We start from the raw sequence: 26,816 nt of genomic DNA on the forward strand, positions 1-26,816 counted from the left end.
ATTAAAACCAACTTGTAAATAGCAAAAAAGAACCCTTTCAAAAAAAGTTTTAGCGCTTTTTTGAAAGGGTTCTGTTACTGGATTTAGTTTTAAAAAAATTTTCTCAATTATTTTTGGTCAGCAAATAATTGTGGTCAAAGTCGATACTCAGCTTGGTTGGGCCTAGTATCAGCAACAATTTGGCTTGAATTTTTTTATAAATTTCTTCGTCTGTTAAAGGACATTTCGGCGGGACAACTAAATCAAAAGCCAGCTCTTCTGGATTTTTTTCCATCCGGAAATCATGCATCCGCAGGTTTAATTTCAATTCTTCAATAATTGTTTTAACAATATGAAAATTCGTCATGAACTGCCGATCATTCACCGGCACGGGGTCCACATGACAAACCAAATTAATATTGAGGGATTTTTTAAAATCTTTTTCAATGCCATCGATAATATGGTGGGCCGCTTCCAAACTTAAATCTTCATTGACCTCAATGTGAACAGTCGCAAAATTTTTATTTGGTCCGTAATTATGCACCAACAAATCATGGAAGCCCAAAATATCAGGGTAAGTTTCCAAACGTTCTTCCATCTGTACAATGTCTTCGGTAGTCGGCCGACTGCCCATCAGTTCATCGATAAAATCTTTAATCATTTTAATGCCACTGTATAAAATATAGAGGGCAATTAAAAAACCGATATACCCATCCAGCTGCCAGCCGGTGATAAATTCAATCAGTGCTGAAACTAAAACAGTTACCGTTGTGAAGACATCATTGAGACTATCCTGTGCTGTGGCATTTAACGTCTCTGATTTGATGCGGCGGCTAAAGCTGCGGTACATTTTTCCCTGCCAGATTTTGATAATAATCGATAAGAGCAGCACCACAAAAACTAATGGGGTGATTAATGTGCTGGAGGGATTTAAAATTTTATCAAAGGAGGTATGCAAAAATTGGAATCCAACATACGTCACCAATAGAGAAACTAAAAAGCCGCTGATGTATTCAAAGCGCTCGTGGCCATAGGGATGCTCCCGATCGGCGGGCTTAGCAGCAATTCGAAAGCCGACTAAAGTTAGCAGTGATGAAGCCGTGTCTGATAAATTATTAATCGCATCCGCCATGATTGAGACACTGTTGGAAAGTAAACCAATTAAAATTTTGGCAGCAAATAATAACCCATTTGTTAAAAGACCAATGATTGCGGCGGTGTTGCCAACTTTTTTGCGAAAAAGTGTCGCATCTTGATCAGATTTTTCTAATTTATTTAAAATAAATTGAATCATAGCTGTCCCCTTTTTTTCTTTATAAACCAAAACCAATAGCTAATAATAAAAAAGCCGCAGATAATCTACGACTTTATTTTACCATGATTTGGTGTCAATGGTGTGGCTGCAAATAAAGCAGAGGCGATGAGTGGTGTGATAATTCCCGCCGCAATCGCTTCAGGAATCCCATTGGCCACGCCAACACCGAATAAGACGGTAAACAGAGTTGAAGTGTCAGTTCCATAGGCTGTCGCTGTTGCAGAGCTATACAACAAGCCCATCAAGCCAAGCACTAAAACAGTATTGACGATAGAACCTAACACACCTCCGATAGCGGAAGCTAAAGCCACCGATTTTTTGCGACGATAAATTTGGCTAAAGACAATCCCGGCCACGACACCAACTAAGATGCGAGGCAAAACAGAAATAATCGGATTCGTAAAGACCAAAGTATCAAAGGGCGTCGTTGGCATCGCATAGGCCCTCACCATCGTCGCAAGTCCCCAGAACAAACCAATGATGGCTCCGTCTTTTGTTCCTAAAACAACAGCTGCGACAATCACCGTGATGTGAATGATGGTCAAGCTAATAACCCCTAAAGGAATAAAGCCTAAAAACGGCACCATCGCCTGCACAATAATAATGGCTAATAAAATTCCCCGTAAAACTAAGCGATAGGTTCGATCCTGCTCTCTCATTTTAAAGACCTCCAGAATAAATATTTTCGTTTTTTTATTATGCTCTATCCTGTGAAAAAAATCCAACAATTACTCTGAATTGTTGGATTTATTTTACTAAGAATTTTTTACAAATAAATTATTTTTGTTCTGTTAACCAAGTGGGTACAGCTGCCAAGGCCGCTTGAATGCCCGCTGGGTTTTTACCACCGGCTTGAGCCATGTCTGGACGACCGCCCCCGCCGCCGCCAACTAACGGTGCAATTGCTTTAATTAAATCGCCAGCTTTTAAGCCTTTTTCATTCGTGGATTTGGTCATCGCCGCTAATAAATTCACCTTGTCTTCTTGGGCTGTCGCCAATACTAGAACATCCGATAATTCTTTTTGCTTCCATTGGTCTGCCAATTGACGCAGCTGGTTCATATCTTTAACGTTGACCTCAGCTGCGATAACTTTTAATCCAGCAACCTCTTGAATATTTTGGAAGACATCACCGGCCTGTTGATTAGCTAATTTAGCCGCTAATTTTTCATTTTCTTTTTGCAATTCTTTTAATTGCGCCTGTAATTGTTCTGTCTTGTTCACGACTTCTTTTACCTGTGGTGATTTAATCGTTTGAGCTACAGCCGTCAAAAGATTTTCTTCTTCCCGATACGCTTCGTATGCTTCTTGAGCCGTAACTGCTTCAATTCGGCGAACACCAGCGCCAATGCCAGACTCAGAAACAATTTTGAAAATACCGATGTCTTCGGTGTTGGCTACATGGGTACCCCCGCAGAGTTCAATTGACCAGTCGCCAATATTGACAACCCGCACATCGTTGCCGTATTTTTCACCAAATAATGCCATAGCGCCCATTTCTTTTGCAGTTTTCAAATCTGTTTCCAGCGTGACGACAGGAATAGCCTCCCAAATTTTTTGGTTGACGATTTTTTCCATCTCCGCCAATTCTTCGGTGGTGATTTGACCGAAGTGGGTAAAGTCAAAACGCAGATGACCTGGCGCTACAAGTGAACCTGCTTGATTGGCGTGGGTACCTAAGACTTCCTTCAATGCTTTGTGCAATAAGTGCGTCGCTGTATGATTTTTCAAAATTTTATTGCGGCGGTGAGCATCCACCTGTAAAAAGTAAGTTTTACCAACAGACACAGGTCTAACAATTTCAACTTCATGCATAAACTGACCGTTGGGTGCTTTTTGAACATCGATAATGTTAGCAACTACTTCACCTTCAAGGCTGACTAAAGTTCCTTTATCAGCAATCTGGCCCCCCATTTCTGCATAAAATGGTGTCTTAGCAAAAAGTAATTGCGCTGTACCGTCATGAACCTCTGGTGTAACCTCTTCATTTTGCACGGCAACAATTAATTCTGTTTCGGCTTCCAAATGTTCGTAGCCGACAAATTTACTAGTAACTTTAATATCTGTCCACAAGGCTGATTGGGTGCCCATTGATAATTCTTTGCTGCGGGCAGCACGCGCTCGTTCTCTTTGAGCGGCCATTTCAACTTCAAAGCCGGCATGATCAACCTTTAGATTTTCATCTTCAGCGACTTCTTCCGTTAATTCAACGGGGAAGCCAAAAGTATCATACAGTTTGAAAATAATTTCTCCCTTTAGCGTATCTTCGTTAGCTGATTTAACTTCAGCAATCACTTGGTCTAACATTGCTAAGCCTTCGTTGATGGTTTCATTGAAGCGTTCTTCCTCTGATTTAACAACTTTTTCGATAAAATCTTTTTGATTGGTCACTTCTGGATAATAACTGACCATGATATCGCCGACAATCGGTACTAATTTGTATAAAAATGGTTCGTTGATGCCTAATTTTTTCCCATGCATGACTGCGCGACGTAATAAGCGACGCAACACATAACCCCGTCCTTCATTTGAAGGTAAAGCACCATCACCAATCGCAAAAGATAAAGCCCGAATGTGATCGGCAATTACTTTAAAGGAAATATCCTTTGTTTTATCTGCGGCATATTTAAATTGGCCGCTCAGGGTTTCCGTTTCATGAATAATCGGCAAAAATAAATCTGTTTCAAAATTAGTTGGAGCGTTTTGAATAATCGAAACCATTCGTTCTAAGCCCATCCCCGTATCAATGTTTTTATGGGGTAATGGTTCATAGGTGTCATCTGGTTTATGATTAAATTCAGAGAAGACGAGATTCCAAATTTCCAAATAGCGTTCATTTTCGCCACCAGGATAATTTTCAGGGGCATCTTCACTTAGATTATTAAATTCAGGTCCCCGGTCATAGAAAATTTCTGAATCGGGGCCACTAGGACCCGCGCCGATATCCCAAAAATTATCTTCAATCTCGACGATATGCTCTTCTGTCAAGCCGATGACTTCCCGCCAAATCCGTTTTGCTTCGGCATCTTCGGGATAGACAGTCACATAAATTTTTTCCGGCTCAAAGCCCATCCATTCTGATGAGGTTAAAAATTCCCAAGCAAAGGTGATGGCATCTTCCTTGAAATAATCACCAATCGAAAAATTACCGAGCATTTCAAACATGGTGTGGTGACGGGCAGTCTTACCGACGTTTTCAATGTCGTTGGTGCGAATTGATTTTTGAGCATTGGTAATCCGGGGATTTTCCGGTACTACGCTGCCATCAAAATATTTTTTTAAGGTTGCAACCCCAGAATTAATCCATAATAAAGTTGGATCATTCACTGGCACTAAAGATGCACTGGGTTCTACACTGTGGCCTTTAGATTTGAAAAAATCTAAAAACATTTGTCGTACTTGGGCACTTGATAATTGTTTCATAACTGGTCTCCTCGTTTTTTATGATGGCATTGGTTTAAAAGCTGGCAATTTTTTTACCAACTATTAAATGCAAAAAAGACACCCCTGCACTCAAGGACGAACACTCGCGGTACCACCTTGATTGCAATGATGTCGATCATTACCTCTTAAACTCGATAACGGTGAGTTGCCGTTGATATTGCTATCAAAACTGCAAAAGAGCAATTTAACCGACTCTTATCCTTCTTTCAGCAATGAAGGATTTTCTGTGAAGAGTGAAAATTAAATCATATTTTTGCTACTGAAATTATATGAAAAACTTGTGGAAATGTCAAAGGAAAGTTTAGCTTAAAGCAAATAAAACCCGTTCGCTGGAAAATAAACTTGAACCACTATACGCTAATTGCAGGCCGGTAACCTCTAAACTTTCCGGCACCGTATAAGCTAAAAAGCCCCGCGTTTCAATTCCCGGATTCATCGATTCAAAGGAAATGTTGTCTGATAGGCCCAATAAAGTTGTCGGCGAATATTGCGCCCCTGCTTCATCAATTACCCTAAAATCACTGGTGGAAAACGAGCCCATACTGTCAGAAGTGTTCATGACAGTTAAATAGACTAGCAAATATTTTGTTCCCTCGTCTGCTGTATAACTCAGCAAATCGGATTCACGAATCTCCCGTTCCATCCGAATCTCGGTGACAGCGATGCGAAATTCTTCTCCGTCATAACTTTCAAAAACTGGCACAATTGTTTCAGATGCTGCTTCTGAAGATTCTGTCAACGCGTCAGTGCTGTCATCAGCAGAAGTTTCACTGCCTGCTGTCTCAGAGCTTCCTTCTGAAGCCTGACTACTGTCGTCTGAACTTCCCTCAGAATTTGTTGTTGAAGAAGTTGGCCCATTGTCTCCATCACTAGCTGCATTAAAAGCAAACACTCCAATAGCCCCGAGTATAACGGCAACTACAATAAAAATATCTACCAATGGCTTTTTATAAAAAGCCGTTAAACGGCGGGCTGGAATCAGACGATAGCGAACTTTTTTTAAGTTCATCGCAGCGGCAATGATGTACAAAATAAAGGCTGGGAGAAATAAGAAGGCCGGCAAAATAATCATCATCACAGAAGCGATAATTCCGCAGATGTGACCGCCACTCCCTAGTTTATATTGGCCGTTGTAGTACAGACCAATAATATGCAAGATTAGTGATGCTGTAAAACAGACGGTTAAAAATCCTAAAAAGGCTCCACTAGACAGAATTGCTGAGACGAAAATAGCAATTACATACACGAAACAAAAAATACTATTGAAGATAGCCAAGATACCACTGGCTAAATTAAAAGGCAATAATTTTTGGCTGTATTGACTTTTTTTGCGTTTGCCTTTTTTTCTCGGCTGCGCTGGCTTAGTTGGCCGTTTGTTCCCATCCTTCATAGGCATAGGCTTCCTCCTAAAATAAATTTAGTCATCCTTTATCTATTTTAGCAGATGTCTGCTGAAATTAATTTTTTTTTACTATTTTCACGCTTCGATAATCACGGCTTTGCGATAAAGATACTTGCTAGGATCTAATTTTTCTTGCGGGTTCAAAGCCTTGCCGCTGTGATAATAAGAGGCTAGTGGCAGCATATTGACAATTGGATAAAAAGCCTCCCCATAATCATCCATTTTTAAAACTTGGGGGCTGCGGGTTAATTCCAAACGAGATTTTGTAGCATCAAAAACAAGTCCAAACATATTGGCAAGACTAATTTGATTTTGAATCATTCGTCGGGAAATACTCTCGTCAAAGACTAATTCATTGCCCCAACGGAATAATCGGCGGGTGCCAGCACCCACTGCAAATTCCCATTGATCTTCCGTTAAGAGTTCAAAGGCATATTTATTTAAAACTTTTTCCTGTTCAAAATAATTCCAATTATGGTGACGGTAAATCCGATAGCTTTCTCCGCCGGCAGTTAATTCCATAAAGAATTTTTCTTCCTTGAGGGCGCTGCGGGGAAATGACCAGCTTAAAGATTCCTCGGCAGAAAGTTCAGGATAGATAATATTTTTAATCTGGGTTTCAAATAGATTATAGCTGCCGATATCACCGGTAAATTCACCGGTAATCATATTCAGAGTACCCATGTAGGAGGTTCCAGCTGGTAAAGAATACTTTTGAACTAGCATCGGCGGTACACTAACCCGCCTTAAAGGTGTCGTATAATCATTAATATACTGACCAATCGATTCTAAATCACTGAAATCATATTCAGTCTCAACAGCCAGCTTTAATTTGCGCAGATTTTTCTGATCGGAAATAATTTCAAAAGGCGGCAGCCCCTTGACACCTAAATCCCAACCTAATATTGCTTCTGAATTACCGGGAACTAAAAGAAATTCCTCGTCATTAATTTTTAAAGAGAAGGTCCGGCTTTTAATGCCAAATAATTCATGCTCCTCTAGGCGAACATCAGAAATTTTTAATAAAGGTGAGACAAAATACATCGTCACCTGATTCATCACCATCGTTTTTTCTTGATCTGTCAGTTTTTTCCAAACGGACCACTCTAGCATCGAAATGAAATCCACAAAGTCTACTCCCTTCAAATGTTTATGCTAATATAGTATAGCACAATAAAAAGGTGGTGTTTTAAAAATGGAGATTTTATGGGGCCACAAGGCTTGGCTGAAAGCCAGCGCATTTTACCTGCGCTATCAGATTTTTGTTTTAGAACAAGGAATCAAACCGACCGATGAATTTGATGCATTAGATGACAACGACAGAATTTACGGCGTAGCTTTTATCGCTGGCCAGCCGGTCGCCACGATTCGCTGGCAACTGGATTCACCAAGCCAGCTGCACCCAGATAGGTTTTGTGTTACCAAAGAATATCGCCATCAAGGTATCGGCAAAACGCTCTTCACCGAACTAGAAAAGCGTGGCATCGCTGCTGGCTGCAAAACTTCGCTTTTATCTGCAGAAATGGCTGCTGCAAATTTTTACCAAAAATTAGGCTACAAGATTGTCTCTAAACCCTTTTACGAGGATGGAATTTTATGTGTCTCCATGAAAAAAGACTTGCTTGAAACGAATAAGTAGCGGCAAATTTTTAACATTGTTCTTATCAATTAAAAAATACAAATCAAAAGCACTTCATCCTGTCTGAAAAACCGGATGAAGTGCTTTTATTTTCTAAATTAACAGCAATTAGCTGTTGGAATTTTTTTTGTTCTTGCGGGTGGTCCGACCTTCTTGACGGCGGGCCACCTTGCGTTTTTGCTTATTGCTTTCAGAAATAGCCCTGTTAATTTTGCGTTTGTAGCCGGGTTTGATTTTTTTCTTTTTCTTTTTCACCAAACCAATTAAAGTCGGATCTAAAACATCCCGGGATTTTTCCCGTTTGTCCCGGCGATTACGGTCATAGGTCTCAACAATTTCCCCATTTTTAATTTCCCGGGGCTCAAATTTAACGCCGATTTTTTCTAGCACAATCACCGCTTGTTCTTCACTTGGGTCATATAAAGTGATGGCAATTCCCGGCAGACCATTACGACCAGTCCGGCCCACTCGGTGGATGAAGAATTCTAAATCATCCGGAATTTCGGCATTGATGACATGGGAGACACCTTCAATATCAATACCACGAGCAGCTAAATCTGTTGCCACAACATATTGATATTCTAAATTTTGTACTTGGCGCATCACCCGCTTGCGTTCCCGCGGAGTGATATCCCCATGAATTTTGGCAACCTTTAGACCTTTGCCCTTCAAAAATTCAGTCAGCTCATCCACCCGCTGTTTAGTATTGGCAAAGACAATCGCCAAATACGGATGACCAATCGTCAGCAATTGATGAATCAATTGATTGCGATTTTTTCCTTTAGTGGAAATCAGCCAATTATCAATCGTTTCGGAAATAATTGCCTTGGGACGAATTTCTTCAATCAAAGGGTTTTCCATATATTTGCGGAGGAAAGGTCGCAATTTTTCTGGAATTGTCGCTGAAAAAACCAGCATTTGGATTTTTTCCGGCAATCGAGCGGCAATCTGATCGACTTCCGTTAAAAAGCCCATATCTAATGTCATATCAGCTTCATCGACAACAAAAGCAAAAGCTGTGTGAATTTTTAAAGCCTGCTCGTTCATCATGTCCAAAATGCGGCCTGGTGTGCCCACGACCACATGGGGCTGTTGAAATTTCAAACGGTCTAATTGCCGCTGTTTATCCGTACCGCCGACAAAATTTGTCACACGAATCTCCGGATTGGAAAATTTAGCAATCTGCAGAGCGGCTTGATAAATCTGACCGGCCAACTCGCGGCTGGGAGCCGTAATTACAACCTGCACTTCATCACGGACAGTATCAATTTTATCCATTAAAGGTAATAAAAACGTATGGGTTTTTCCGGAACCGGTTTGTGATTGTCCCACCACGCTCCGACCTTTTTGAATGACTGGAATTAATTTTTCCTGCACTTCTGTCGGTTGTTGGAAACCTTTGTCTGCCAATGCCGTATAAATAAAATCTTGAAACGTAAATTCTTTAAAATCTGTCAAGGTGACACCTCTTTTCTTAAATCATCTTGTGGATTATAACACAGTTTCGCCGCTACTCGTAAAAAAATTATCCCTTCAAATGATCCTCAACCACTTCTTCGGCTAATTTTTGGTTGTACACTCGGCTGATAACATGCGTATGGCTGGCTTTTTCATAAAACAAGACCCGCTTGCGTAAAATAAAAGCTAAAAGGATATTCACGACATATAAAAGGCTTAAGATGGCTGTGAAAATAAATACCAAGAGAGCTACCACCTGCACATTATGGTTGCTATCATTCAGATAAGGGACTAATAATCCGCTGATGCGACCTAAATAGTTAAACACCAAATACAATAAGCTATACCTAACAAATAAAGCCCATAGAGAAACCCGAACACGCCCTTCTTGGACAATTTGTATTTTAACTAGCCGCTTACCTGGCGTCGCCCCCTTCATCAGATAATTTAACAATACCCAGTACAATAAAATCTGGACAGTATAACCAATAAAGGTCGAATCGCTGATACGCCAGTTTTGATTGATTAATAATAAAATCATCGCCACCAAAAAATAAACAACAGAAATAATTAGCCAATCAATCACCAAGGCGACTAGCCGACGAATTAAAGTAACCTGCTGCCCCTTAACATAGGCAGATTCGTCCATCTGGCGACGGGTGGGTAGCATAAAGGTAAAAAGCGGTGCAAAAAAATAACCCAAAGTGCCACCCAGCGTATTATGAAACAAATCATTGACATCAAATAAACGATACGGCCTAGGATAAATAAAGTACAGCCCAGATAATTGCGTCAACTCAAAAAACAATGACAAGCAAAAGCTGAATAAAATTGTCTTCTTCAGACTAAATTTAAAATAATATCTTAGAAAAATTCCCAAAGGAAAAAGAAGTAAAATATTAAACACCGGTTCTAAAAAGACCTCTTGCCGTAAAGCCGGCAGATAAGTACTCGGCTCGCTAATTCTAAAAACCGTCTGGGAAAGAAAATCGGTTAACGATTTTCCGAAAACCAAATTGTATCTTGGTCCGGTCATCTCAGCCACCGCTTCTCTGGCGGGAAGCGGTAAAATCACCAGAAAATAAGCACATAGCAAATAAAAGACAAAGGCATAAAGAATTAAGCCCCGGCCTATGGTAAAACGGCCATAGCGGCGATATTGCCCTACAAAAAAAGGCAGTGAGACTAATAAAGCAATAAAAGGAAACCAAAGAATGGCATTTAAAATTGGCGTCGTATAAGCGTTCATTGACTGCTCCTCCAACTAAATTTTTTTAAACTATAAACAAGTGCATCGGCTCATTTTCCATCAAAACATTTTGGAAAAATTTGCCTGCTGTTTTCTTAAAGTATAACCGATTTTTTGATAAAAGCGGTGGGCTTCAACTCGTTCAGCACCAGAATTAAGCCGAACACCGGCAAAACCGGCCGCTTGTCCCCATTCTTCAGCAAAACTGACGAGCTGACGACCAACACCTTGCCCTTGCGCCTCTTTCGCAACGGCTAGACCTAGAATATTTAGCAATGGCGCAAAATAAACAGTCTGATATTCTTCAAATTGAATAAAGCCCACCACATTATTTTCATCAGCTGCCACAAATAAATGATTATCTGAAAGTTGACTGACAGTTTCTAGACGTTCTGCTAAAAATTCTTGGGTTATCTGATAGCCTAAATCTTCTGAGATAATTTGTGCCAACATCTGATAGTCCGCAACCTGTACCTCTCTAATTACAATTGCCATTGTATTTTCCTCCTACAAAAAAACTGTAACATAATCCCACTGATAAACTTAACCAAAGTTAATCTTCCCTCTGCTAAAATCTTACAGAGGGTACAAAATTAATTTTTGGATAAGTCATCTTAAAGGTCTTAGGTCACAGCTTAGTTCATGTTATCAAAATTTCATTATTTTCCAAATTCAAAAATTCGCGATTTAATTTGATGCTTCTCCTTGTCTACTTGACTGAGTGTTTTCAAATCTAAAAAAACTAAATTTTCATCGACAATAATGTAATGATTGCGATTTAAGGCTTCTTCAATCAAGGACAACACATCTTCTTCGCTACCGGTTTTGTCGACAATATTACTAATCGCCTCAATGACTTGATCATCTTGCAAAAGATAATACTCACTTAAATATTTATAAACAGCGACATGGTATTTTTTTTCCTGCAAATCACTGTCCACTAAAAAACAGCATTCAGATACATAGGTCAGTTGGCGGATTAATTCCTTGAGCTTGACTACTTGTTGGAAAAACATCTTAAAGCCCCCTTTCAACTTTTCTGATGAATCCAGATTCTAAAAAGAACTATTTGGTTCTTGGAGAAAAGCAATCTCGGCCGGGGTGGAAATCCGTCCTAAAATCTGATTGCGATGGGGGTAACGACCGAATTTTTCAATAATTGCCCAGTGTTTCTCTTCAAATTCAAGATTGTTTTCCATGCCCGGTTCAGTGAACAACTCTCTGGCAATTTTATGCATCATCGGTGACTCAGAATGCATAAAGGGCATGTAAAGAAAACTTCTTTGCGGCGTAGTCAATTGATTCAATTGTGGATCTTTTAGTGCTTCCTGAGCTAAAATTAACGCCTGTCCATCATAAGCAAAACTTTCTGGCAGTCCCCGATAAATATTCCGAGAAAATTGATCCAAGACGATAATTTCTGCTAAACGGCCAGCAATTGTTGTTCGCCATTCATAGGTTTCACCGTGAGCGACTGCTAGTAACGTAGCGCTAAAACGCTCTTTAATCGTGTCATCAAGTGTCTCATCTTTTTTAAACCATTGCTCTGGTGTGAGTTCTTCAAACCAAAACTGGAGCACCTCTTTTTCCGTTCCCAAAAACGTCCCTCTTTCCCCATTACCTAAATAAGTTAAATCAGCTATATCTGATATAGTTCAACGATTAATTCGTCCTTCTATCGTTAGTGTCTATCAAAAATGAAAAAAAGGCAAGAAATAACACTTTAAAAGGTTTTCAAAAAAACCTTTTAAAGTGGCAATTATTGATAAATATTTACTATATCAAGACTATTTTTCACTTTTGGGCCATTCATAAAAAAACTCTTTTAAAAAGTTTTCCATAAATTCGGTCCGTCTCTGCCCTTCGATTTTAGCAGCTTCAGTATTCATCGTTGCTGCCAATAATAGCAATTTTTCGTAAAAATGATTGATGACCGTTGAGCCTTTCCGATAGTCAGACTTGCTTTGGTAATCGATTGACTGAATCTCCGGATCATAAATCGGATGCCCCTTTTTCCCACCGAAATAAGCGGTTCGCAAAATTCCGACAGCGCCTAATGCATCTAAACGATCAGCATCCTGCACAAGTTGCCCTTCTAGGCTCAAACGAATTTCCTTTTTATCTAAAGATTTTGAAAAGGACATATTATGTAAAATGTCCAAAATTGCGGTAACTTGTGACTCAGATAATTGTAAAGAAATTAAAAAGTTGTGCAATTCTAAATAAGCAGCTTGCTCATCAGCGACCACTTTATCATCAACTGTATCATGTAGATAAGCAGCTGCCTTGGTGACAAAAGCATCTGCCTGTGTCTCAGTTTCTAACAATCGCTCAACGTTGGCTACCACTCGTAAAATATGGTCAAAGCCATGACCGGAAAAATCTTGAGCCATTTTTTCCTTTGCGTAATCATAAATGGCACGCATCTTATTTTCCATAATTTCCTCCGACAAAAAAATGCAGCAAAGTGACTTCAACAGCTGAAATATTTTTAAAGCCGTTGAACCTATTTTGCTGCAGTTTGTTTTTTAGTCTGTCACATTATAAACAGGGTAATACATTGCTTTTAAATAATCTAACAAGTACTGTGGATTCAAGCTCTCACCAGTCGCATCTTTAATCAATTGATTTGGTTTGCGGCTAGCGCCATATTGATGAATATTTGCAGTCAACCATTTGCGGATTGGCGAATAATCTTCTGATTTTAAAATCTCATCAAAGGGTAGCTCCAGAATCATTTTATGATGCAATTGGGCAGCATACATGTAGCCTAAAGCGTAAGATGGGAAATAGCCAAAGCTGCCCCCCGCCCAATGGACATCCTGCAAGACGCCTTCTAAATCATCCTTTGGTGCTACACCTAAGTATTCCTGATATTTTTGATTCCAGACAGCCGGAATATCCGCAACGGCTAAATCTTCATTGAAAATCATTTTTTCAATCTCATAGCGGATAATAATATGAATTGGATAGGTCAAACTATCCGATTCAATTCGAATCAGGCTGGCTTTGGTTTCCTTTAAGCCTTTATAGAAAGTCTCAAAGTCAATATCTTTAAAAGTATCACCGGTGATTTCGATAAACAAAGGAAATTGTTTTTCCCAGAAATTGCGATTGCCGCCGATAATTAATTCATTGAAAAGGGATTGGGACTCATGAATGCCCATCGAGGTGCCCGCATACAAAGGGGTATAAGCGTATTTTTTATCAATATTTTGTTCGTACATGCCATGACCTGCTTCATGAATCACGCCAAAGGTCGCCATCGTAAAATCATTTTCATGCCAACGGGTGGTGATTCTTGCATCATCAGGATTAATTCCGGTCATAAAAGGATGTACCGTGTCATCTAAACGCCCGCGAGAAAAATCAAGGCCCAACTGAGTGATCACTTTTCTAACAAATTCCTCCTGCTCTTCACGGGAAACAAAACGATTTAGAAAGTCAGTTCTTGGCGCTGTGCCTGTCGCTAATTTTTCTCTAATTTCCGTAATCCCTGTCAACACTTGGTCAAAAACTTGATCCAAAATTTCAGTCGTCATCTCTGGTTCATACTGATTCAACAAAACATCATAAGGCGTTTTTTCATCCTTTTGCCAATAAGGAATAAATTCCTTCGTAAAGCGAATGTTTTCTGCTAAAGCTGTTTCAAAATCGGCAAAACTTTTGCTGCTGCGGGCCTGTTGCCAAGCACTGTCCGCCATTGAAATGGCTTTGCTATACGCCTGCATCTGCTCAACTGGAATCGCATGGTTCAAGTCAAATTCCTCTTTGACTTTTTGATAAGCTGCCTGACCGACTTCACTCAGCTCTGTTGGGTGTTCAGCAAAATAAGTTAAATACTCCTGCATTTTTGGGCCAATTTCTTTTTCAAATTTCAATTTAGTCAAATAGCCAACCGTTTCCCCGCGATATTCACTGGCTTTTTGGGGCATGCCCGTTTGCATATCCCATTCTAAAATAGCTAAAGCCTGCTGAAGAACATTAATTTCTTTTAATTCATTTAAAAAATCTGCTTCTAACATTTCAACACATCCTTAATCTACTTTTTTGACCCGTGGTGGCCGTTCACCCCAATATTGGAATAAATCTGTCCGCAAAGCTCCATTGTATAATTTGCGTTTTTTAGTTGCTTTAGCGCCATAATATTCTTCAAAGGACAAATCACTGGTTAAAATATATTTGCTCCAGGTTTTCAACGGATGAAAGACAGTGCCCATTTCTTTGTAAAGACGGCGGACACTTTCCTCTTCACCTAAACGTTCACCATATGGCGGATTGGCTACTAGCACACCATATTCTTTTTCCGTTTTGAAATCTTTGACCGCTTGTTGTTTAAAAGTGATGGAATCCCCCAAGCCAATTTCATCTGCATTGGCTTTAGCGATTTCAATTAATTGCCCATTGATATCAGAGCCCGTGATATCTAATTGCACGTCATAATTCGCCGCTTCATCCGCTTCTTTTCTGACTGCTTCAAACACGTCTGGTGTAAACCAAGGCCAAGCTTCACAAGCAAATTCTCGATTGAAGCCTGGAGCGATATTGTGCCCGATTAAAGCTGCTTCAATACACAGTGTGCCAGAACCACAAACTGGATCATAAAACGGGCGATCTTTGCGCCAATTGGTCAGCATCACTAAAGCTGCCGCCATATTTTCTTTTAAAGGAGCGCCGCCTTTTTCTAAACGATAGCCTCGTTTAAACAAGCTTGGCCCAGTAGTATCCAAGGTTACCATCACATGGTCTTTTAATAGAGCAACTTCTAATTTGTATAAAGCCCCTGTCTCAGCAAAGGGCACACTGGCAGGACGGTGATAAATTTGCCGCAATCTTTCAACAATTGCTTTTTTGGTGATGGCCTGACAATCAGGTACGCTATACAATTTCGATTTAATTGATTTACCGGCTACTGGAAAATTAGCGTCCAGCGGTAAAAAATCTTCCCACGGCAAAGCTTTGACTTTTTCAAATAATTCATCAAAGGTAAAGGCATCAAATTCCCCCACCACAATTTTAATCCGGTCCGCTGTTCGCAGCCACAAATTGGTTTTCGCAATGGTAGTTAAATCCCCTTGAAAACGAGCGCGACCATTCTCAACTTGGCATTCAATCCCTAAATCCCGCAGCTCTTTGCCGACAAGAGCTTCTAAGCCGCTGGCAGCTGTCGCCACTAAATTAAATTTTTGTTCCATCATATGCTCCTTTAATTAATAAAAATTTCTCTAAACTACTTAAGCTATTCCAATCATAATGAAAAGCATTCATATACTATCGCTGTAAGTTGATTACTACTTAGTTTTATCAAAAGAACTGCCTAAAAGCAATCTTTTCCACGCATCCGTAATTTTTTCAAAACAAAAACCTCCAACAAGCGTTGGAGGTCCCCTGAGCTATGATTTTCTATAAGCCATGTTTTGTCCTGTCCATTTCCAGGGAGAAATAAACAGGGGTCATCATCTATCTCCAGTTAAACTGGCTCCTTCATTCGTTCATTTCCTACTAAAAAGAGTGCCCCTACCGTTATTTGGGTTGCTCGCTCGAGGGGTTTACCGCGTTCCACCGTCAGGATTTCTCCAGACGCTTCGTCACTGTGGCACTTTCAAGAATACTTCAGCATAGCCGAAGCCTTAGCTGTTTTTTCTGCCGTTACCAAAATTGGTACCTTAGCTTATGGTTTCGCTAAGCACGAACACTACAGACATCGCAGTCTGTGCGAGCATGGACTTTCCTCAGCTAAAAAATTAGCCGCGATCACCCGAAAATCATAAAATTTCTTAAAATAAGCGGGTCTTATCCAACTCAGAACTATTGTCTGCATTGGAATAATTTTCAGCATTGACAGAACTTCTTGAAGGACTGCTGTAGCCGCCGCTAAAATTTTCTTCTTGATTAATTTTGCTGCCAAAGACTTCTTTTTCCAAGTTTGACAGACGTTTTAAAATATCAAAGTTAGTTACAGTCGTGCTCTTATTGTCTGATGAGACTCTTGAAGCGACTTCGTTTGATTTAGCTAATTGGCCAACACGGGCGTTTAAACGCTCGTTTTCTTCTCTTAAGCCAATTAATTGTTTATTGAAGTATTCATAGTCTTTAATAATATTATCTAAAAACTCATCTACCTCTGCAGGATCGTAGCCCCGCATTTTTGTTTTGAATTCCTGTTGTAAAATATCTTTGGGGTTATAATTGGGGTTTGCCATCTTCTATTTACACCTCGTTATTGTCTTCTTAATGTTTTCCTGTATCATTGTATTAAAAAAAAACTATAAAATCAAATAGATTCTGTCATTCATAAGGGTTTTCTAAAGAATTCTGTAAATCTTCAAAGGTAATTTGAATAATTTCATAGGGAAATCTTTCTTGAAATTGCTTGGCATCTCGATAAAAAAATTCCGGCTTTCCAGGGGCTTCCTCGTCAAATAAAATGACACAGCCCCCGGAATGCTCTAGTAAAAATTTGGTGTGATTTCGCAGCTGTTGTGGATTTTGATAGGGTTTATGGCTAGTGCTGTCAACAAAATCAGCAAGACTTTTAACGAGGGCTAATTTTTGCTGATTGTTCTCATTCCATTGTTGACCAAAATCAGCAAAAGGAAAAATTAAGCCTAAACGCAGCTCTGGATAGTCCTCTTTTAATTCTGAAACCACCTCAGCTCCCCAAATTTCTGTTCCTAATTGTCCACTGGTTAAGACCCATTCTAAGCCGTTTTCAACGTAGGGCAGCAGTGTCATTTTTAAACTTTTCTTAATGACCGCAACTTTCGGGTCTTTATCTTGAAAAACACCTAGCTCAAAGGTGCGATAGCCAGTTAAGACCAAGGTTTTAATCGCATCCATCGCTGATTCTTTCCTCCCTAACTTTTTTTCTGGTATAATGACCCATAGGAGTGTGATCATCCATGACAATTCGCTATCCCAATGGCCAGACTCCTCTTCATAGTGGCGCAAATCAGCGAAAAGTGCAAGAAAAAAAAGTCGATTTCGCCAATCGGGGGATGAGCTTTGAAGAGGCCATTAACATTAGCAATGACTATTACTTAAATCATCAAATCGCAGTCATTCATAAAAAACCCACCCCTGTTCAAATCGTCAAGGTAGATTATCCAAGACGAAGTGCTGCCGTTATTCGTGAAGCCTATTTTCGTCAGCCGTCAACTACGGATTATAATGGTGTCTATCGCGGACGTTATCTCGATTTCGAAGCTAAGGAAACTAAAAATAAAACCTCCTTTCCCTTCAAAAACTTTCATCCTCATCAAATTAAACACATGGAGGATTGTTTGGCCCAAGAGGGAATCTGTTTTATTCTCATGTGGTTTTCTGCTTTAAATCGTTGTTTTTTTTTACCAAGCGAAATTTTTGTTTCCAAATGGCATCAACAGTCAACTGAGCGGAAATCATTAACCCTTAGTTTTCTTGAAAAAAATGGGATTGAAATTCACCTAGGTGTGGCACCCCGCGTACCTTTTTTAGCGGCTGTCGACCAATACTTGCAACAAAGGAGTTAAATTATGTCAGATCAACCAATGTCTCGAGCTGAGTTTCAAAAGCAACAGCAGCCGGACAAGAAACCAAAGAAAAAATTGACCTTTGGAAAAGTGCTATTGCGGATTTTCCTTGTCTTATTTGCCCTGCTGATTGTCGGAGGACTTACAGGAGCGGGTGTTTTTTGGTATTACGCCAAGGATGCTCCTGAATTAGATTTAAGTAAAATCGATTCTATCCAGTCAACACAAATTTTTGATGGCAGTGGCAATTTAGTTTTAGATTTAGGTAGCGAACATAGGGAAAAAGTTACGGCAACCGATGTGCCTCAGCAGTTAACAGATGCCATCGTATCCGTCGAAGATCGCCGTTTTTACGATCATATCGGGGTTGACCCAATTCGGATTGCCGGGGCCGCTGTTAGCAACTTAACTAGCGACTCAGGACTGCAAGGTGGTTCCACCTTAACCCAGCAGCTAATTAAACTTTCCTTTTTCTCAACAGATGCCTCAGACCAGACTCTAGAAAGAAAAATCCAAGAAGCTTGGATGTCAATTGAATTAGAACGGGAAGTTTCTAAACAAGAAATTTTAACCTATTACATCAATAAAGTTTACATGGGCAATGGTGTTTATGGCATGGCGACTGCGGCTCAATCTTATTATAATAAGACTTTAGCTGATTTGACTTTGGCTCAAACAGCCTTACTCGCAGGCTTACCTAATGCCCCGAGTGCTTATGACCCCTATACAAATCCAGAAGCCGCTAAAGAACGCAGAGATATTGTATTAAGCGCCATGCTAAACAATGACACCATCAGTCAGTCTGATTACGATGCAGCAGTGGCGACAGATATTAATGACGGAATTGTAGCTCAAACGAATGATAATACTGAGGCCCGCTTAATCGATCCGTATTTGGTTGAAGTCTTAAACCAAGCCGAAGAAGCTGGATTGGATGTTTACAATGACGGTTTGGAAATCTATACAAATATTAATATGGATGCACAACAACGACTCTATGATATCGTCAATTCAGAAGATTATGTTTCTTATCCCGATGCCGACATGCAAGTCGCTGCAACTTTGGTTGATGTCAATACCGGCAATGTGGTCGCTCAAATTGGCGGACGCAACATTTCTGCTGATGTTTCTCTTGGTCAGAATTTAGCAGTCAACGTCACCCGTGATGTCGGCTCAACAGTAAAACCAATTACCGATTATGCGCCAGCAATTGAAAATTTGCATTATTCAACCGCTAAAACTTATCAAGATAAGGCTTATGATTGGCCGGGTACAGATGATGCTGTCAACAATGCCGACAGAACCTATTTAGGCACAATGAGTATTCGCCGGGCACTTTATCTCTCCCGTAACACAGTGGCCGCTCAAGTCTTTGAAGATGTTGGCCAGGAAGATGCCGCCGCCTTTTTAAGCGGCTTGGGAATTCAATATAATCCAATCTATGATTCAAATGCTATTTCCAGCAGCACAAATACTGATGGCACGACCACTTATGGTATTTCTTCGGAAAAATTAGCAGCAGCCTATGCAGCTTTTGCTAATGGTGGAACCTATTACCAGCCAAGTTATATCAATCGAGTTGTCTTTTCCGATGGAACAGAACAAAGCTTTGCCTCAACAGGCAGCCAAGCAATGTCTGAAACAACCGCTTATATGATTACTGATATGTTAAAAGATGTCATCAGTATGGGAACTGGTACCAACGCAGCTATCAGTGGCTTGTATCAGGCAGGAAAAACGGGAACCTCAAATTATGAGGATAGTGATTATGCCAACTTGAACAGCACAACGACTTATGGCGCTGTACCAGATAGTAATTTTGTCGGTTATACGAGAAGCTATTCATTAGCCGTCTGGACTGGATACAACGACCGCTTAACACCAATTCTTTCAAATGGAACTTCTGTTGCCAGTTCTGTTTATCGAGAATTAATGTCTTATCTAGCTGGCAGCGTAGAAAATCAAGACTGGGTAATGCCTGATGGTGTCAGTCGAATTAATGGTGAACTTTATTTAGATGGCTACACAACCGACGCCTCTTCTTCAAGTTCCTCGAGTAGTTCTTCCTCCAGTAGCTCGTCTAGCTCATCGAGTTCTTCTAGCTCGTCTAGCAGCGTTGAAGAAACGCCGCCGAGTAGCTCAGAAGAAACATCACCGAGCTCTAGTGAAGAAACGCCAACTAGTAGTTCTAGTCAAACCCAGGATAGCCAACCGACAACTAACAATTCTGAACAACCAGCAGCTTAATTGAATTTAAAAGGAGCTACAGTCATGAGTTAAAAACTCATGACTGTAGCTCCTTTTATTTTTTCATGCGCTCTTTTCCCTCTTGACAAATACTCAACAAAGGACAGTGATCACATTTGGGACTACGGGCTAAGCAGTGATACCGACCAAAGAAAATCATCGTGTGATGAGCTTTAACCCAATCTGTTTTGGGAATTTTTTTCATCAAAGTTTCTTCTACTTGTAAAACATTGGCATCTAGTTTGCAGATTCTCAAGCGCTTTGACACTCGTTCAACGTGTGTATCCACGGCAATCGCCGGAATTCCAAAGGCATCCCCCATCACAACATTAGCCGTCTTACGGCCTACACCTGCTAAAGAAGTCAATTCCTCTCTAGTTTGCGGCACTTGCCCATTAAAATTATCCAACAATTGTTGGGCGCAAGCTTTGATATTTTTGGCCTTATTACGATACAAGCCAATCGATTTTATTTTTTCAATAATACCTTCTAAAGGAGCTACCGCCAAAGCCTCAGGTGTCGGATAGGCTGCAAAAAGCTGTGGAGTGACTTTATTGACCGAAACGTCGGTCGCCTGAGCACTTAAAATGACTGCAATCAATAATTCAAAGGGATTGCGATGAACCAATTCTCCATACGCATCAGGAAACATTTGATACATTTGCGCTAAGGCCCACTGAGTTTTTTCTTTACTAATCACGAGGCTCCTCCTTTAACCAATTGTGAAGACTGACTTTAGGTAATGGTTCTCTACTTAATTCTGGTGCTTCTTTTTTTAACAAAGCATCTTTACGCTTTTGTTGCTCCTGTTGGACTTGCGCTTTGGTGGTAATATTTTTTTTCTGCCATGCCAATAGAATCCGATCAACATAATTTAAATTATACGCCTGATTCAAAACAGCTTCCCTTAAAGCCAGCTGAATCAATTCAGGCTGATAGGAATCTTCTTCTAACCACTGGCCAATTCTTTGATACTCAATTGGCGATAAGGGCCGTCCAAACTCCTCTTCAAAGCTTTGATAAATTCCAGCAACCTTTGATTCTTCGGCCTGTTCTTTAATGGCGTCCGCCTGCTGTGCAAGATTTTCTTCCAATCGGTCAAAAATTAAGCTTAAATCATATTGATCGCTGCTGCGGCCATTGGCATCATCGGTGGTAATGATTTCAATCATTTTTTTTCCCACCAGCTGATTTAATAATAAAAAGACCCGCTCTTGAGGAATGCCCATCGTCTCAGCAATCTGGCTTAAATCCGGAAAAAAATCACCCGTCCGCTGTTTTCCGGCTAAATGAATCCACAGCATCATTTCCTCTGGAGAAATTAACAGCTTCTGGTAATTATTTAATAATAAATTCGGAATGTATACCCCGTCATCCCGATAATAATCTTTTAAATTGCTCATCTTGTTCCCCCGCTTCTTTTACAAGTATACTAAAATCACCGGTTTTTTCCAGCAAAAAAAGCTGTGGCCTCAGCTTTTAACAAAAATCCATTTTTTTCCTTTTAAAGATTTTTAAATTCAAAAGGAAATTCAGAAAATCTGCTATCTTCAGCAGGCCTTCTAAGAATTTTTGTAAACTGATACCACAGCTATTCATTTAACTAAATTAAATTGAGGAGTCGTTCCGCAGATTGCCGTTGGCTTGTTCTAAAGCCGCTTGAGCTAAAATGTTCAAATAGTTCCAAGGGCGATCGAAATGCGGTTGGAAGAAGAAGTCCTGTAAAGCCAAGTCCTCTAAGGTCATCTTATTTTGCACAACTACTGATAAGGTATTAGCAGATTGTGTAATATCATACTTAGACAATAATTGCCCCCCAACAATCCGGTTGGTACCTTTTTCCCAAACCAGCTCCATGAAAACTTTTTCAGTTGTTGGCATAAATTCTGGACGATAATTATCATCGATAATGATTGAATCGACTTCAACTCCTTGCAGGCGGGCACTTTCTTTAGTTAAGCCAGTCGAGCCGATGTTCCAGCCAAACAAGTACAACCCAGAAGTTCCTTGCGTTCCCCGGTAGCGAAGTTGATTTTGTTTAATATTTTTACCGACAATCATTCCTTGACGCACGGCATTGGTTGCCAATGGAATGTAAGCCAATTCGCCAGTTGGATTATAATGAACAACTGCAGAGTCACCAGCTGCAAAAACATCTGGATGGCTAGTTTGCATGTAGTCATTTACCTTTAAGGCACCATTTGGCATAGTTTCCAATTGACCTTTGACTAATTCATTGTTTGGCATAAAGCCAACACATAAAATCACCATGTCAGCGTCAAAACTTTGACTGGCAGTTTTCACCATCTTGACTTTACCAGCTTCATCCGCCTCGAAGGAAGCAACATTTTCGCCTAAAGCAAGGGTAACACCCCGCTCTTTTAAATCTTCCTCTAAGATATCAGTAAAGGGCTGATCAAGATATTTATTTAAAATGCGGCTTAAGCCATCAATTAAGGTCACTTCTTTGCCTGATTCAGCAAAAGCTTCAACCAATTCAATCCCAATATAACCGCCACCTACGATAACTACTTTTTGAGCATCATGGGATTTTGCGATGATTTCGTTGGCTTGGTTGTAATTTTTACATAACAAGATATTTTCTGAATCAATGCCAGGAATTGGCGGAATAATCGGCCAAGAACCGGTTGTTAATACTAATTTATCGTAAGCAACGGTTTCACTCGTGCCAGTTTTCAAATCTTCAGCGACAATTTTTTTCTCAGTAACATCAACACTTGTTACATTGTGTTCCATATTTACAGTGGCGCCAAGGCCCGCTAGTTCTTCAGGGTTAGAATAAAACAACCCCGCTGGATCTTTGACAACACCGCCGACATAAAGGGCGATTCCACAAGATAAGAAAGAAATATTATCGTTTCTTTCGTAAACAATCACTTCTGCGTTTGGCTCTGTTGCTAAAATATTTTTTACTGCTGCTGTGCCGGCATGGGTACAGCCAATTACAACTACTTTCATTTGAGACCTTCCTTCGGATAAATTTTTGGTACATTTTGAATATATCAAAGGTCTGTCATAAGAAACAGTTTTTTGCTTGTGATTTCACAATACTTATTCTAATTGGTAATAGAATGAATTTTCAAAAGAAAGCTTTTTTCAAAAGGCTTTCTGACAGTGAAGATAAGTTTTTAATTGAAAATCATTCTTGTTCAATAAATTTTCGGAAAATAAAAGTGAAAATATATTTAAAGTTTCTTTACTTGCCAATTCAAAAAAGTTCAAAGTTCCAATCAAAGGTGACTGAAACTTTGAACTTTCGTTAGAGTTATACTGATTTTACTGCTGCGATAATTTCGATTTCCACTAGGACATCCTTTGGCAGTCGAGCTACCTCAACAGCAGAACGTGCTGGTAAGTCGGCTTGAAAGGCAGTGGCGTAAACTTCGTTGAAGGCAGCAAAGTCTTCCATATTTTTCAAAAAGCAGGTAGTCTTCACAATATTATCAAAATCAGTGTCTGCCGCTTTTAAAATCGCTGCAATATTTTTTAATACTTGTGTGGTCTGTTCGCTAATAGTTGTCCCAACTACTGCGCCGCTCTCGGGGTCCAAAGGTACTTGACCGGAAGCAAAAAGAAAACCATTCACCACTTTGCCTTGAACATATGGACCAATCGCTTTTGGCGCTTGATCAGTTTGAATAATTTTCATCAGAGACCTCTATTCTTCTACATTTTTTCTTGGCATTCAGGACAAATGCCATAGACTTCTAAACGGTGATCTTGAATATCAAAGCCTGTCAAACGGCCCGCTGCAATCTCCACATCATCCAGACTTGGATAATGGAAATCCGCAATCTTACCACAGTTTTGACAGATAGCGTGATAATGTCGATGGGTACTAAAATCAAAACGACTAGAGGCATCTCCGTATTTCATTTCCTGTACGAGTCCTAATTCTGTTAACATTCTTAAGTTATTGTAAACAGTTGCCACACTCATGTTAGGAAAACGGCTTTCTAATGCACGATAAATTTCGTCAGCAGTCGGATGAGTATGATATTCGACTAGATACTCCAGTACGGCATACCGCTGAGGTGTAATACGAATGTTAGCTTCTTTTAACTTACTAATGGCATCTTTGACCATTTCATTTTCCATTCGTTACCCTCCTTTTCTATAGTTTTGTTTGTAACCCTTTTATTAGCTTTATTGTAAGGTTTTTTAGCATGTTTGTAAACTACTAATCAGTTTAATCATAAAAAAACCAATAATCTTTAAGTTTTGACCACAAAAAGATTATTGGCTGAAATTATTCAAATGCTGCAGCGTCCTCTAAGTCATCTGACTGATAATTTTGTGGCGCTGTTAGATTGCCTTTGCTGATATCAAAAGTGACTGAATCCGTCATCGCCAAATATTGATTAAAGACGCTCATTCCGACAACGGTGCCTTTGGTTTCAGCAGAATCGACATAACGGACCTGAGGTGTAATCTGAGCACCTTTTGATTGGTATTCATCAAAGAAATACTTCGGTAAATCACCTTCGACCATCGTGCCCCGCAAATCTTTAATATAAGGACGGCCTAACGAATAGATTGCTTCAACTTGCGTATTGCTGTTGGCGGTCAATTCCGTTCCGGCAGCAACACTTTGAGAAATCAGTTTTCCATATGCCGCACTATCTGAATAAACTGTTTTCACTAGCACTAACAAATCGGCACTAACCGATGTTGCTTCTTCCGCTGTATAGTTTCCAAAATTCGGCACAATGATGGCCTTGCCTAGAGAAACTGCAACTGTCAGAGCATCTCTTTTGGCAACTTTTTCATCCTTAGGCACACTTTGTTCAATGATTGCTCCAGCTTCCACCTCATTGTTAGCTCGCTCCTCATAGGTCACCGAAATTTCATTGGTTTTGGCCCAACTTTCGACTTCGCTTTTCAGTTTATTGGTAAAGTCAGGCATCGTGATATTTTTTTCAAAAACTTCTTTGCCTCTAGAAATATACAGCTTGGCCATTTCTTTGCGCTGATACGTTTCTCTAGTGGTTTCTTTATTGCCAAATTCTAACCGCAGCGGTTGATCTTTTTCAACAGTATCACTATATTCTTCAATAATTGAAAAATTATTGGCCTGATTTTGTTCCTTCCACTCTTCTGCTGCCGCCTTACTCATAGTCATAAAATCTGGCATGGCAATTACCGCATCAGGATCAGGGCCTTTGCTGGCAGTGATTGCTACTACAGAACCTTTCTTGACTTTTTTTGCAGTATTAGGTGATTGCTTAATCACCTGGTTGACTGCAACAGAATCATCATACTCTTGAATTACTTCAATTTGCAGATTGTTTTCGGTCAACCAGCCTCTAGCATCCCCTAAAGATTCACCGGTAAAATCAGGCAGCTGCACATGGTTCACTTGATAGTAGCCAAAACCGCCTGCTACTGCCACAATCGCAATAATTGCCCCAATAATTGACCAACGAATAATTTTTTTGCGCTTATAAGTAGGGTCAAATTCGCTGCCGTCAGCTAAGATTGTCGGCTCTCCTTGGTCTTCGTTCTTCTTTTTAAAGAGAGACTTTTTTTTCTTCGGGCTTCGTTGTCCCGTTAGGTCTTGATCAACCGGCTGGTCTTTGGTTTTATGATTGGCTTTCTCATTTGTCTTTTTCTGGTTTTCTTTACTTCTTTTTTTATGATGCATTGAAGTGTCAGCAGGTGTCACAGCTGAATGGGGCACTTTGGAACTTTCGGCTTCTTCAACAACTTTTTCTTTTTTTTCGACAGGTGTTGGCTGCTTTTTTTCTGTCAAAGTGTTAGACGAATCCTGATCTAAAGCGTCTTTTTTTGGGCCCTTATCTTTGTTTTCACGAGGCTCCCGCTTTTGATAATTCTCCTTGTTGAAGTTGGATAAAAAATCACTCATAGGCCTTCAGCTCGCCTTTTTTCAGATAAAAAGTTTGATCTGCCTGATTGGCAATATCATTGGAGTGGGTCACGACAATGACACATTTGCCATGATCTCTAGCCAGCTCTTTAAAGATCTCGACGATTTCCAGCTCCATCTCTTCATCAAGATTTCCCGTCGGCTCATCTGCTAAGATAATGTCGACATTCGTAGATAGCGCACGAGCAATAGCTACCCGCTGCTGTTCTCCCCCAGAGAGCTGATTCACCTTGCGATCAGCCTTCGTTCGGTCGATTCCGATATAATCTAAAAGATTGTAGGCAATTTCTTGATGGTTGTCCGGTAGTTGATTGTCGGTAATCGACATTGCGACTAATACATTTTCCATCGCCGTTAGATAAGGAACTAAATTATAACTTTGAAAGACAATGCTAATGTTATCTCGCCGGTATTGTTCATAGCCGATTTTTTTAATGTCCTTGCCTTCAAATAAAATTTTGCCGGCCTTTGGTTCGTCAAGGGCCGCAATTAAAGATAAAAAGGTTGTTTTCCCGGAACCAGATTGCCCCAAAATCGTATAAAATTTTCCTTTATCAAAGCTGACGGAGGTTTCCTTTAAAATCCGTCTGCGCCGATCACCATCTTGATAAAAATATTCTAATTTTTCTGTTTTTAATAAGGCCATTTGCTTTCCATCCTCTCT

At 40.0% G+C, this 26,816-nt stretch carries 25 protein-coding genes and 1 other RNA gene; 3 read left to right on the plus strand and 23 right to left on the minus strand.

Features of this window, described 5'->3' with window-relative positions:
- Positions 1–103: 103 nt before the first annotated feature.
- From ORH16_RS07400 to ORH16_RS07420, 5 genes are all read right to left on the minus strand, one after another.
- Positions 104–1,273 carry a cation diffusion facilitator family transporter gene (locus ORH16_RS07400; protein WP_265457596.1) on the minus strand — a complete coding sequence of 390 codons (1,170 nt, stop codon included), beginning with the start codon at positions 1,271–1,273 and terminating at the stop codon, positions 104–106.
- A 65-nt stretch (positions 1,274–1,338) separates the two neighbouring features.
- Positions 1,339–1,953 carry an ECF transporter S component gene (locus tag ORH16_RS07405; protein WP_265457598.1) on the minus strand — a complete coding sequence of 205 codons (615 nt, stop codon included), beginning with the start codon at positions 1,951–1,953 and terminating at the stop codon, positions 1,339–1,341.
- A 118-nt stretch (positions 1,954–2,071) separates the two neighbouring features.
- Positions 2,072–4,717, minus strand: a complete 2,646-nt coding sequence (gene alaS, locus ORH16_RS07410; RefSeq protein ID WP_265457600.1) for an alanine--tRNA ligase — start codon at positions 4,715–4,717, stop codon at positions 2,072–2,074.
- Positions 4,718–5,039: 322 nt separating this feature from the next.
- The gene (locus tag ORH16_RS07415; RefSeq protein ID WP_265457602.1) at positions 5,040–6,134 is read right to left on the minus strand and encodes a DUF4352 domain-containing protein; all 1,095 of its coding nucleotides are present in this window, start codon (positions 6,132–6,134) and stop codon (positions 5,040–5,042) included.
- A gap of 81 nt (positions 6,135–6,215) precedes the next feature.
- The gene (locus tag ORH16_RS07420) at positions 6,216–7,268 is read right to left on the minus strand and encodes a hypothetical protein (protein ID WP_265457604.1); all 1,053 of its coding nucleotides are present in this window, start codon (positions 7,266–7,268) and stop codon (positions 6,216–6,218) included.
- A 67-nt stretch (positions 7,269–7,335) separates the two neighbouring features.
- On the opposite strand from ORH16_RS07420, the gene ORH16_RS07425 reads away from it, so the two are divergent.
- On the plus strand, positions 7,336–7,779 hold the full coding sequence (locus ORH16_RS07425; protein ID WP_265457606.1) for a GNAT family N-acetyltransferase: 444 nt from the start codon (positions 7,336–7,338) through the stop codon (positions 7,777–7,779).
- A 108-nt stretch (positions 7,780–7,887) separates the two neighbouring features.
- Here the strand turns inward: ORH16_RS07425 and ORH16_RS07430 are convergent, their stop codons facing one another.
- The 11 genes from ORH16_RS07430 to ORH16_RS07480 form a co-directional block, all read right to left on the minus strand.
- A complete protein-coding gene (locus ORH16_RS07430; protein WP_265457607.1) occupies positions 7,888–9,237 on the minus strand; it encodes a DEAD/DEAH box helicase in 1,350 nt (449 codons plus the stop codon).
- A 67-nt stretch (positions 9,238–9,304) separates the two neighbouring features.
- Positions 9,305–10,486, minus strand: a complete 1,182-nt coding sequence (locus ORH16_RS07435; protein ID WP_265457609.1) for a VanZ family protein — start codon at positions 10,484–10,486, stop codon at positions 9,305–9,307.
- 60 nt (positions 10,487–10,546) lie between these two features.
- Complete coding sequence (locus ORH16_RS07440; RefSeq protein WP_265457610.1) at positions 10,547–10,981, minus strand: GNAT family N-acetyltransferase; 435 nt, start codon at positions 10,979–10,981, stop codon at positions 10,547–10,549.
- A gap of 164 nt (positions 10,982–11,145) precedes the next feature.
- Positions 11,146–11,502 (minus strand): hypothetical protein, encoded by a 357-nt coding sequence (locus tag ORH16_RS07445; RefSeq protein ID WP_265457611.1) that lies wholly within the window; start codon positions 11,500–11,502, stop codon positions 11,146–11,148.
- A gap of 39 nt (positions 11,503–11,541) precedes the next feature.
- Positions 11,542–12,084, minus strand: coding sequence for a DUF924 family protein (locus ORH16_RS07450; RefSeq protein ID WP_265457613.1), 543 nt, complete (start codon positions 12,082–12,084; stop codon positions 11,542–11,544).
- Between the two features lie 189 nt (positions 12,085–12,273).
- Positions 12,274–12,924, minus strand: a complete 651-nt coding sequence (locus tag ORH16_RS07455; RefSeq protein WP_265457614.1) for an HD domain-containing protein — start codon at positions 12,922–12,924, stop codon at positions 12,274–12,276.
- Positions 12,925–13,014: 90 nt separating this feature from the next.
- Positions 13,015–14,511: a carboxypeptidase M32 gene (locus ORH16_RS07460; protein ID WP_265457616.1), complete on the minus strand. Its 1,497-nt coding sequence runs from the start codon at positions 14,509–14,511 to the stop codon at positions 13,015–13,017.
- A gap of 12 nt (positions 14,512–14,523) precedes the next feature.
- Positions 14,524–15,681 (minus strand): THUMP domain-containing class I SAM-dependent RNA methyltransferase, encoded by a 1,158-nt coding sequence (locus tag ORH16_RS07465; protein ID WP_265457618.1) that lies wholly within the window; start codon positions 15,679–15,681, stop codon positions 14,524–14,526.
- Positions 15,682–15,887: 206 nt separating this feature from the next.
- An RNA gene (gene rnpB, locus ORH16_RS07470) (RNase P RNA component class B) lies at positions 15,888–16,252 on the minus strand.
- A gap of 11 nt (positions 16,253–16,263) precedes the next feature.
- On the minus strand, positions 16,264–16,689 hold the full coding sequence (gpsB, locus tag ORH16_RS07475; RefSeq protein WP_265457620.1) for a cell division regulator GpsB: 426 nt from the start codon (positions 16,687–16,689) through the stop codon (positions 16,264–16,266).
- A gap of 85 nt (positions 16,690–16,774) precedes the next feature.
- Entirely contained in the window at positions 16,775–17,326 is a 552-nt protein-coding gene (locus ORH16_RS07480; protein ID WP_265457622.1) for a DUF1273 domain-containing protein, read from the minus strand.
- A gap of 62 nt (positions 17,327–17,388) precedes the next feature.
- On the opposite strand from ORH16_RS07480, the gene recU reads away from it, so the two are divergent.
- Positions 17,389–17,997: a Holliday junction resolvase RecU gene (gene recU, locus ORH16_RS07485; protein WP_265457624.1), complete on the plus strand. Its 609-nt coding sequence runs from the start codon at positions 17,389–17,391 to the stop codon at positions 17,995–17,997.
- A 3-nt stretch (positions 17,998–18,000) separates the two neighbouring features.
- Positions 18,001–20,244 carry a PBP1A family penicillin-binding protein gene (locus ORH16_RS07490; RefSeq protein ID WP_265457625.1) on the plus strand — a complete coding sequence of 748 codons (2,244 nt, stop codon included), beginning with the start codon at positions 18,001–18,003 and terminating at the stop codon, positions 20,242–20,244.
- A gap of 55 nt (positions 20,245–20,299) precedes the next feature.
- Here ORH16_RS07490 and nth read toward each other — a convergent pair whose 3' ends face one another.
- The 7 genes from nth to ORH16_RS07525 all read right to left on the minus strand — a co-directional run bounded on the left by nth (position 20,300) and on the right by ORH16_RS07525 (position 26,798).
- A complete protein-coding gene (gene nth, locus ORH16_RS07495; protein ID WP_265457626.1) occupies positions 20,300–20,944 on the minus strand; it encodes an endonuclease III in 645 nt (214 codons plus the stop codon).
- Entirely contained in the window at positions 20,937–21,647 is a 711-nt protein-coding gene (locus ORH16_RS07500; protein WP_265457628.1) for a DnaD domain-containing protein, read from the minus strand. Before ORH16_RS07500 ends, nth begins: the two co-directional genes overlap by 8 nt.
- 205 nt (positions 21,648–21,852) lie before the next feature.
- Positions 21,853–23,223 carry an FAD-dependent oxidoreductase gene (locus tag ORH16_RS07505; RefSeq protein WP_265457630.1) on the minus strand — a complete coding sequence of 457 codons (1,371 nt, stop codon included), beginning with the start codon at positions 23,221–23,223 and terminating at the stop codon, positions 21,853–21,855.
- Positions 23,224–23,530: 307 nt separating this feature from the next.
- Entirely contained in the window at positions 23,531–23,914 is a 384-nt protein-coding gene (locus tag ORH16_RS07510) for a RidA family protein (protein ID WP_265457632.1), read from the minus strand.
- A gap of 17 nt (positions 23,915–23,931) precedes the next feature.
- A complete protein-coding gene (gene perR, locus ORH16_RS07515) occupies positions 23,932–24,363 on the minus strand; it encodes a peroxide-responsive transcriptional repressor PerR (protein ID WP_265457634.1) in 432 nt (143 codons plus the stop codon).
- A gap of 151 nt (positions 24,364–24,514) precedes the next feature.
- A complete protein-coding gene (locus ORH16_RS07520) occupies positions 24,515–26,131 on the minus strand; it encodes a PASTA domain-containing protein (protein WP_265457636.1) in 1,617 nt (538 codons plus the stop codon).
- Complete coding sequence (locus ORH16_RS07525) at positions 26,124–26,798, minus strand: ABC transporter ATP-binding protein (protein ID WP_265457638.1); 675 nt, start codon at positions 26,796–26,798, stop codon at positions 26,124–26,126. Before ORH16_RS07525 ends, ORH16_RS07520 begins: the two co-directional genes overlap by 8 nt.
- Positions 26,799–26,816 lie beyond the last annotated feature (18 nt).

The sequence above is a fragment of the Enterococcus sp. HY326 genome, from assembly GCF_026157065.1.
Lineage (GTDB): Bacteria > Bacillota > Bacilli > Lactobacillales > Enterococcaceae > HY326.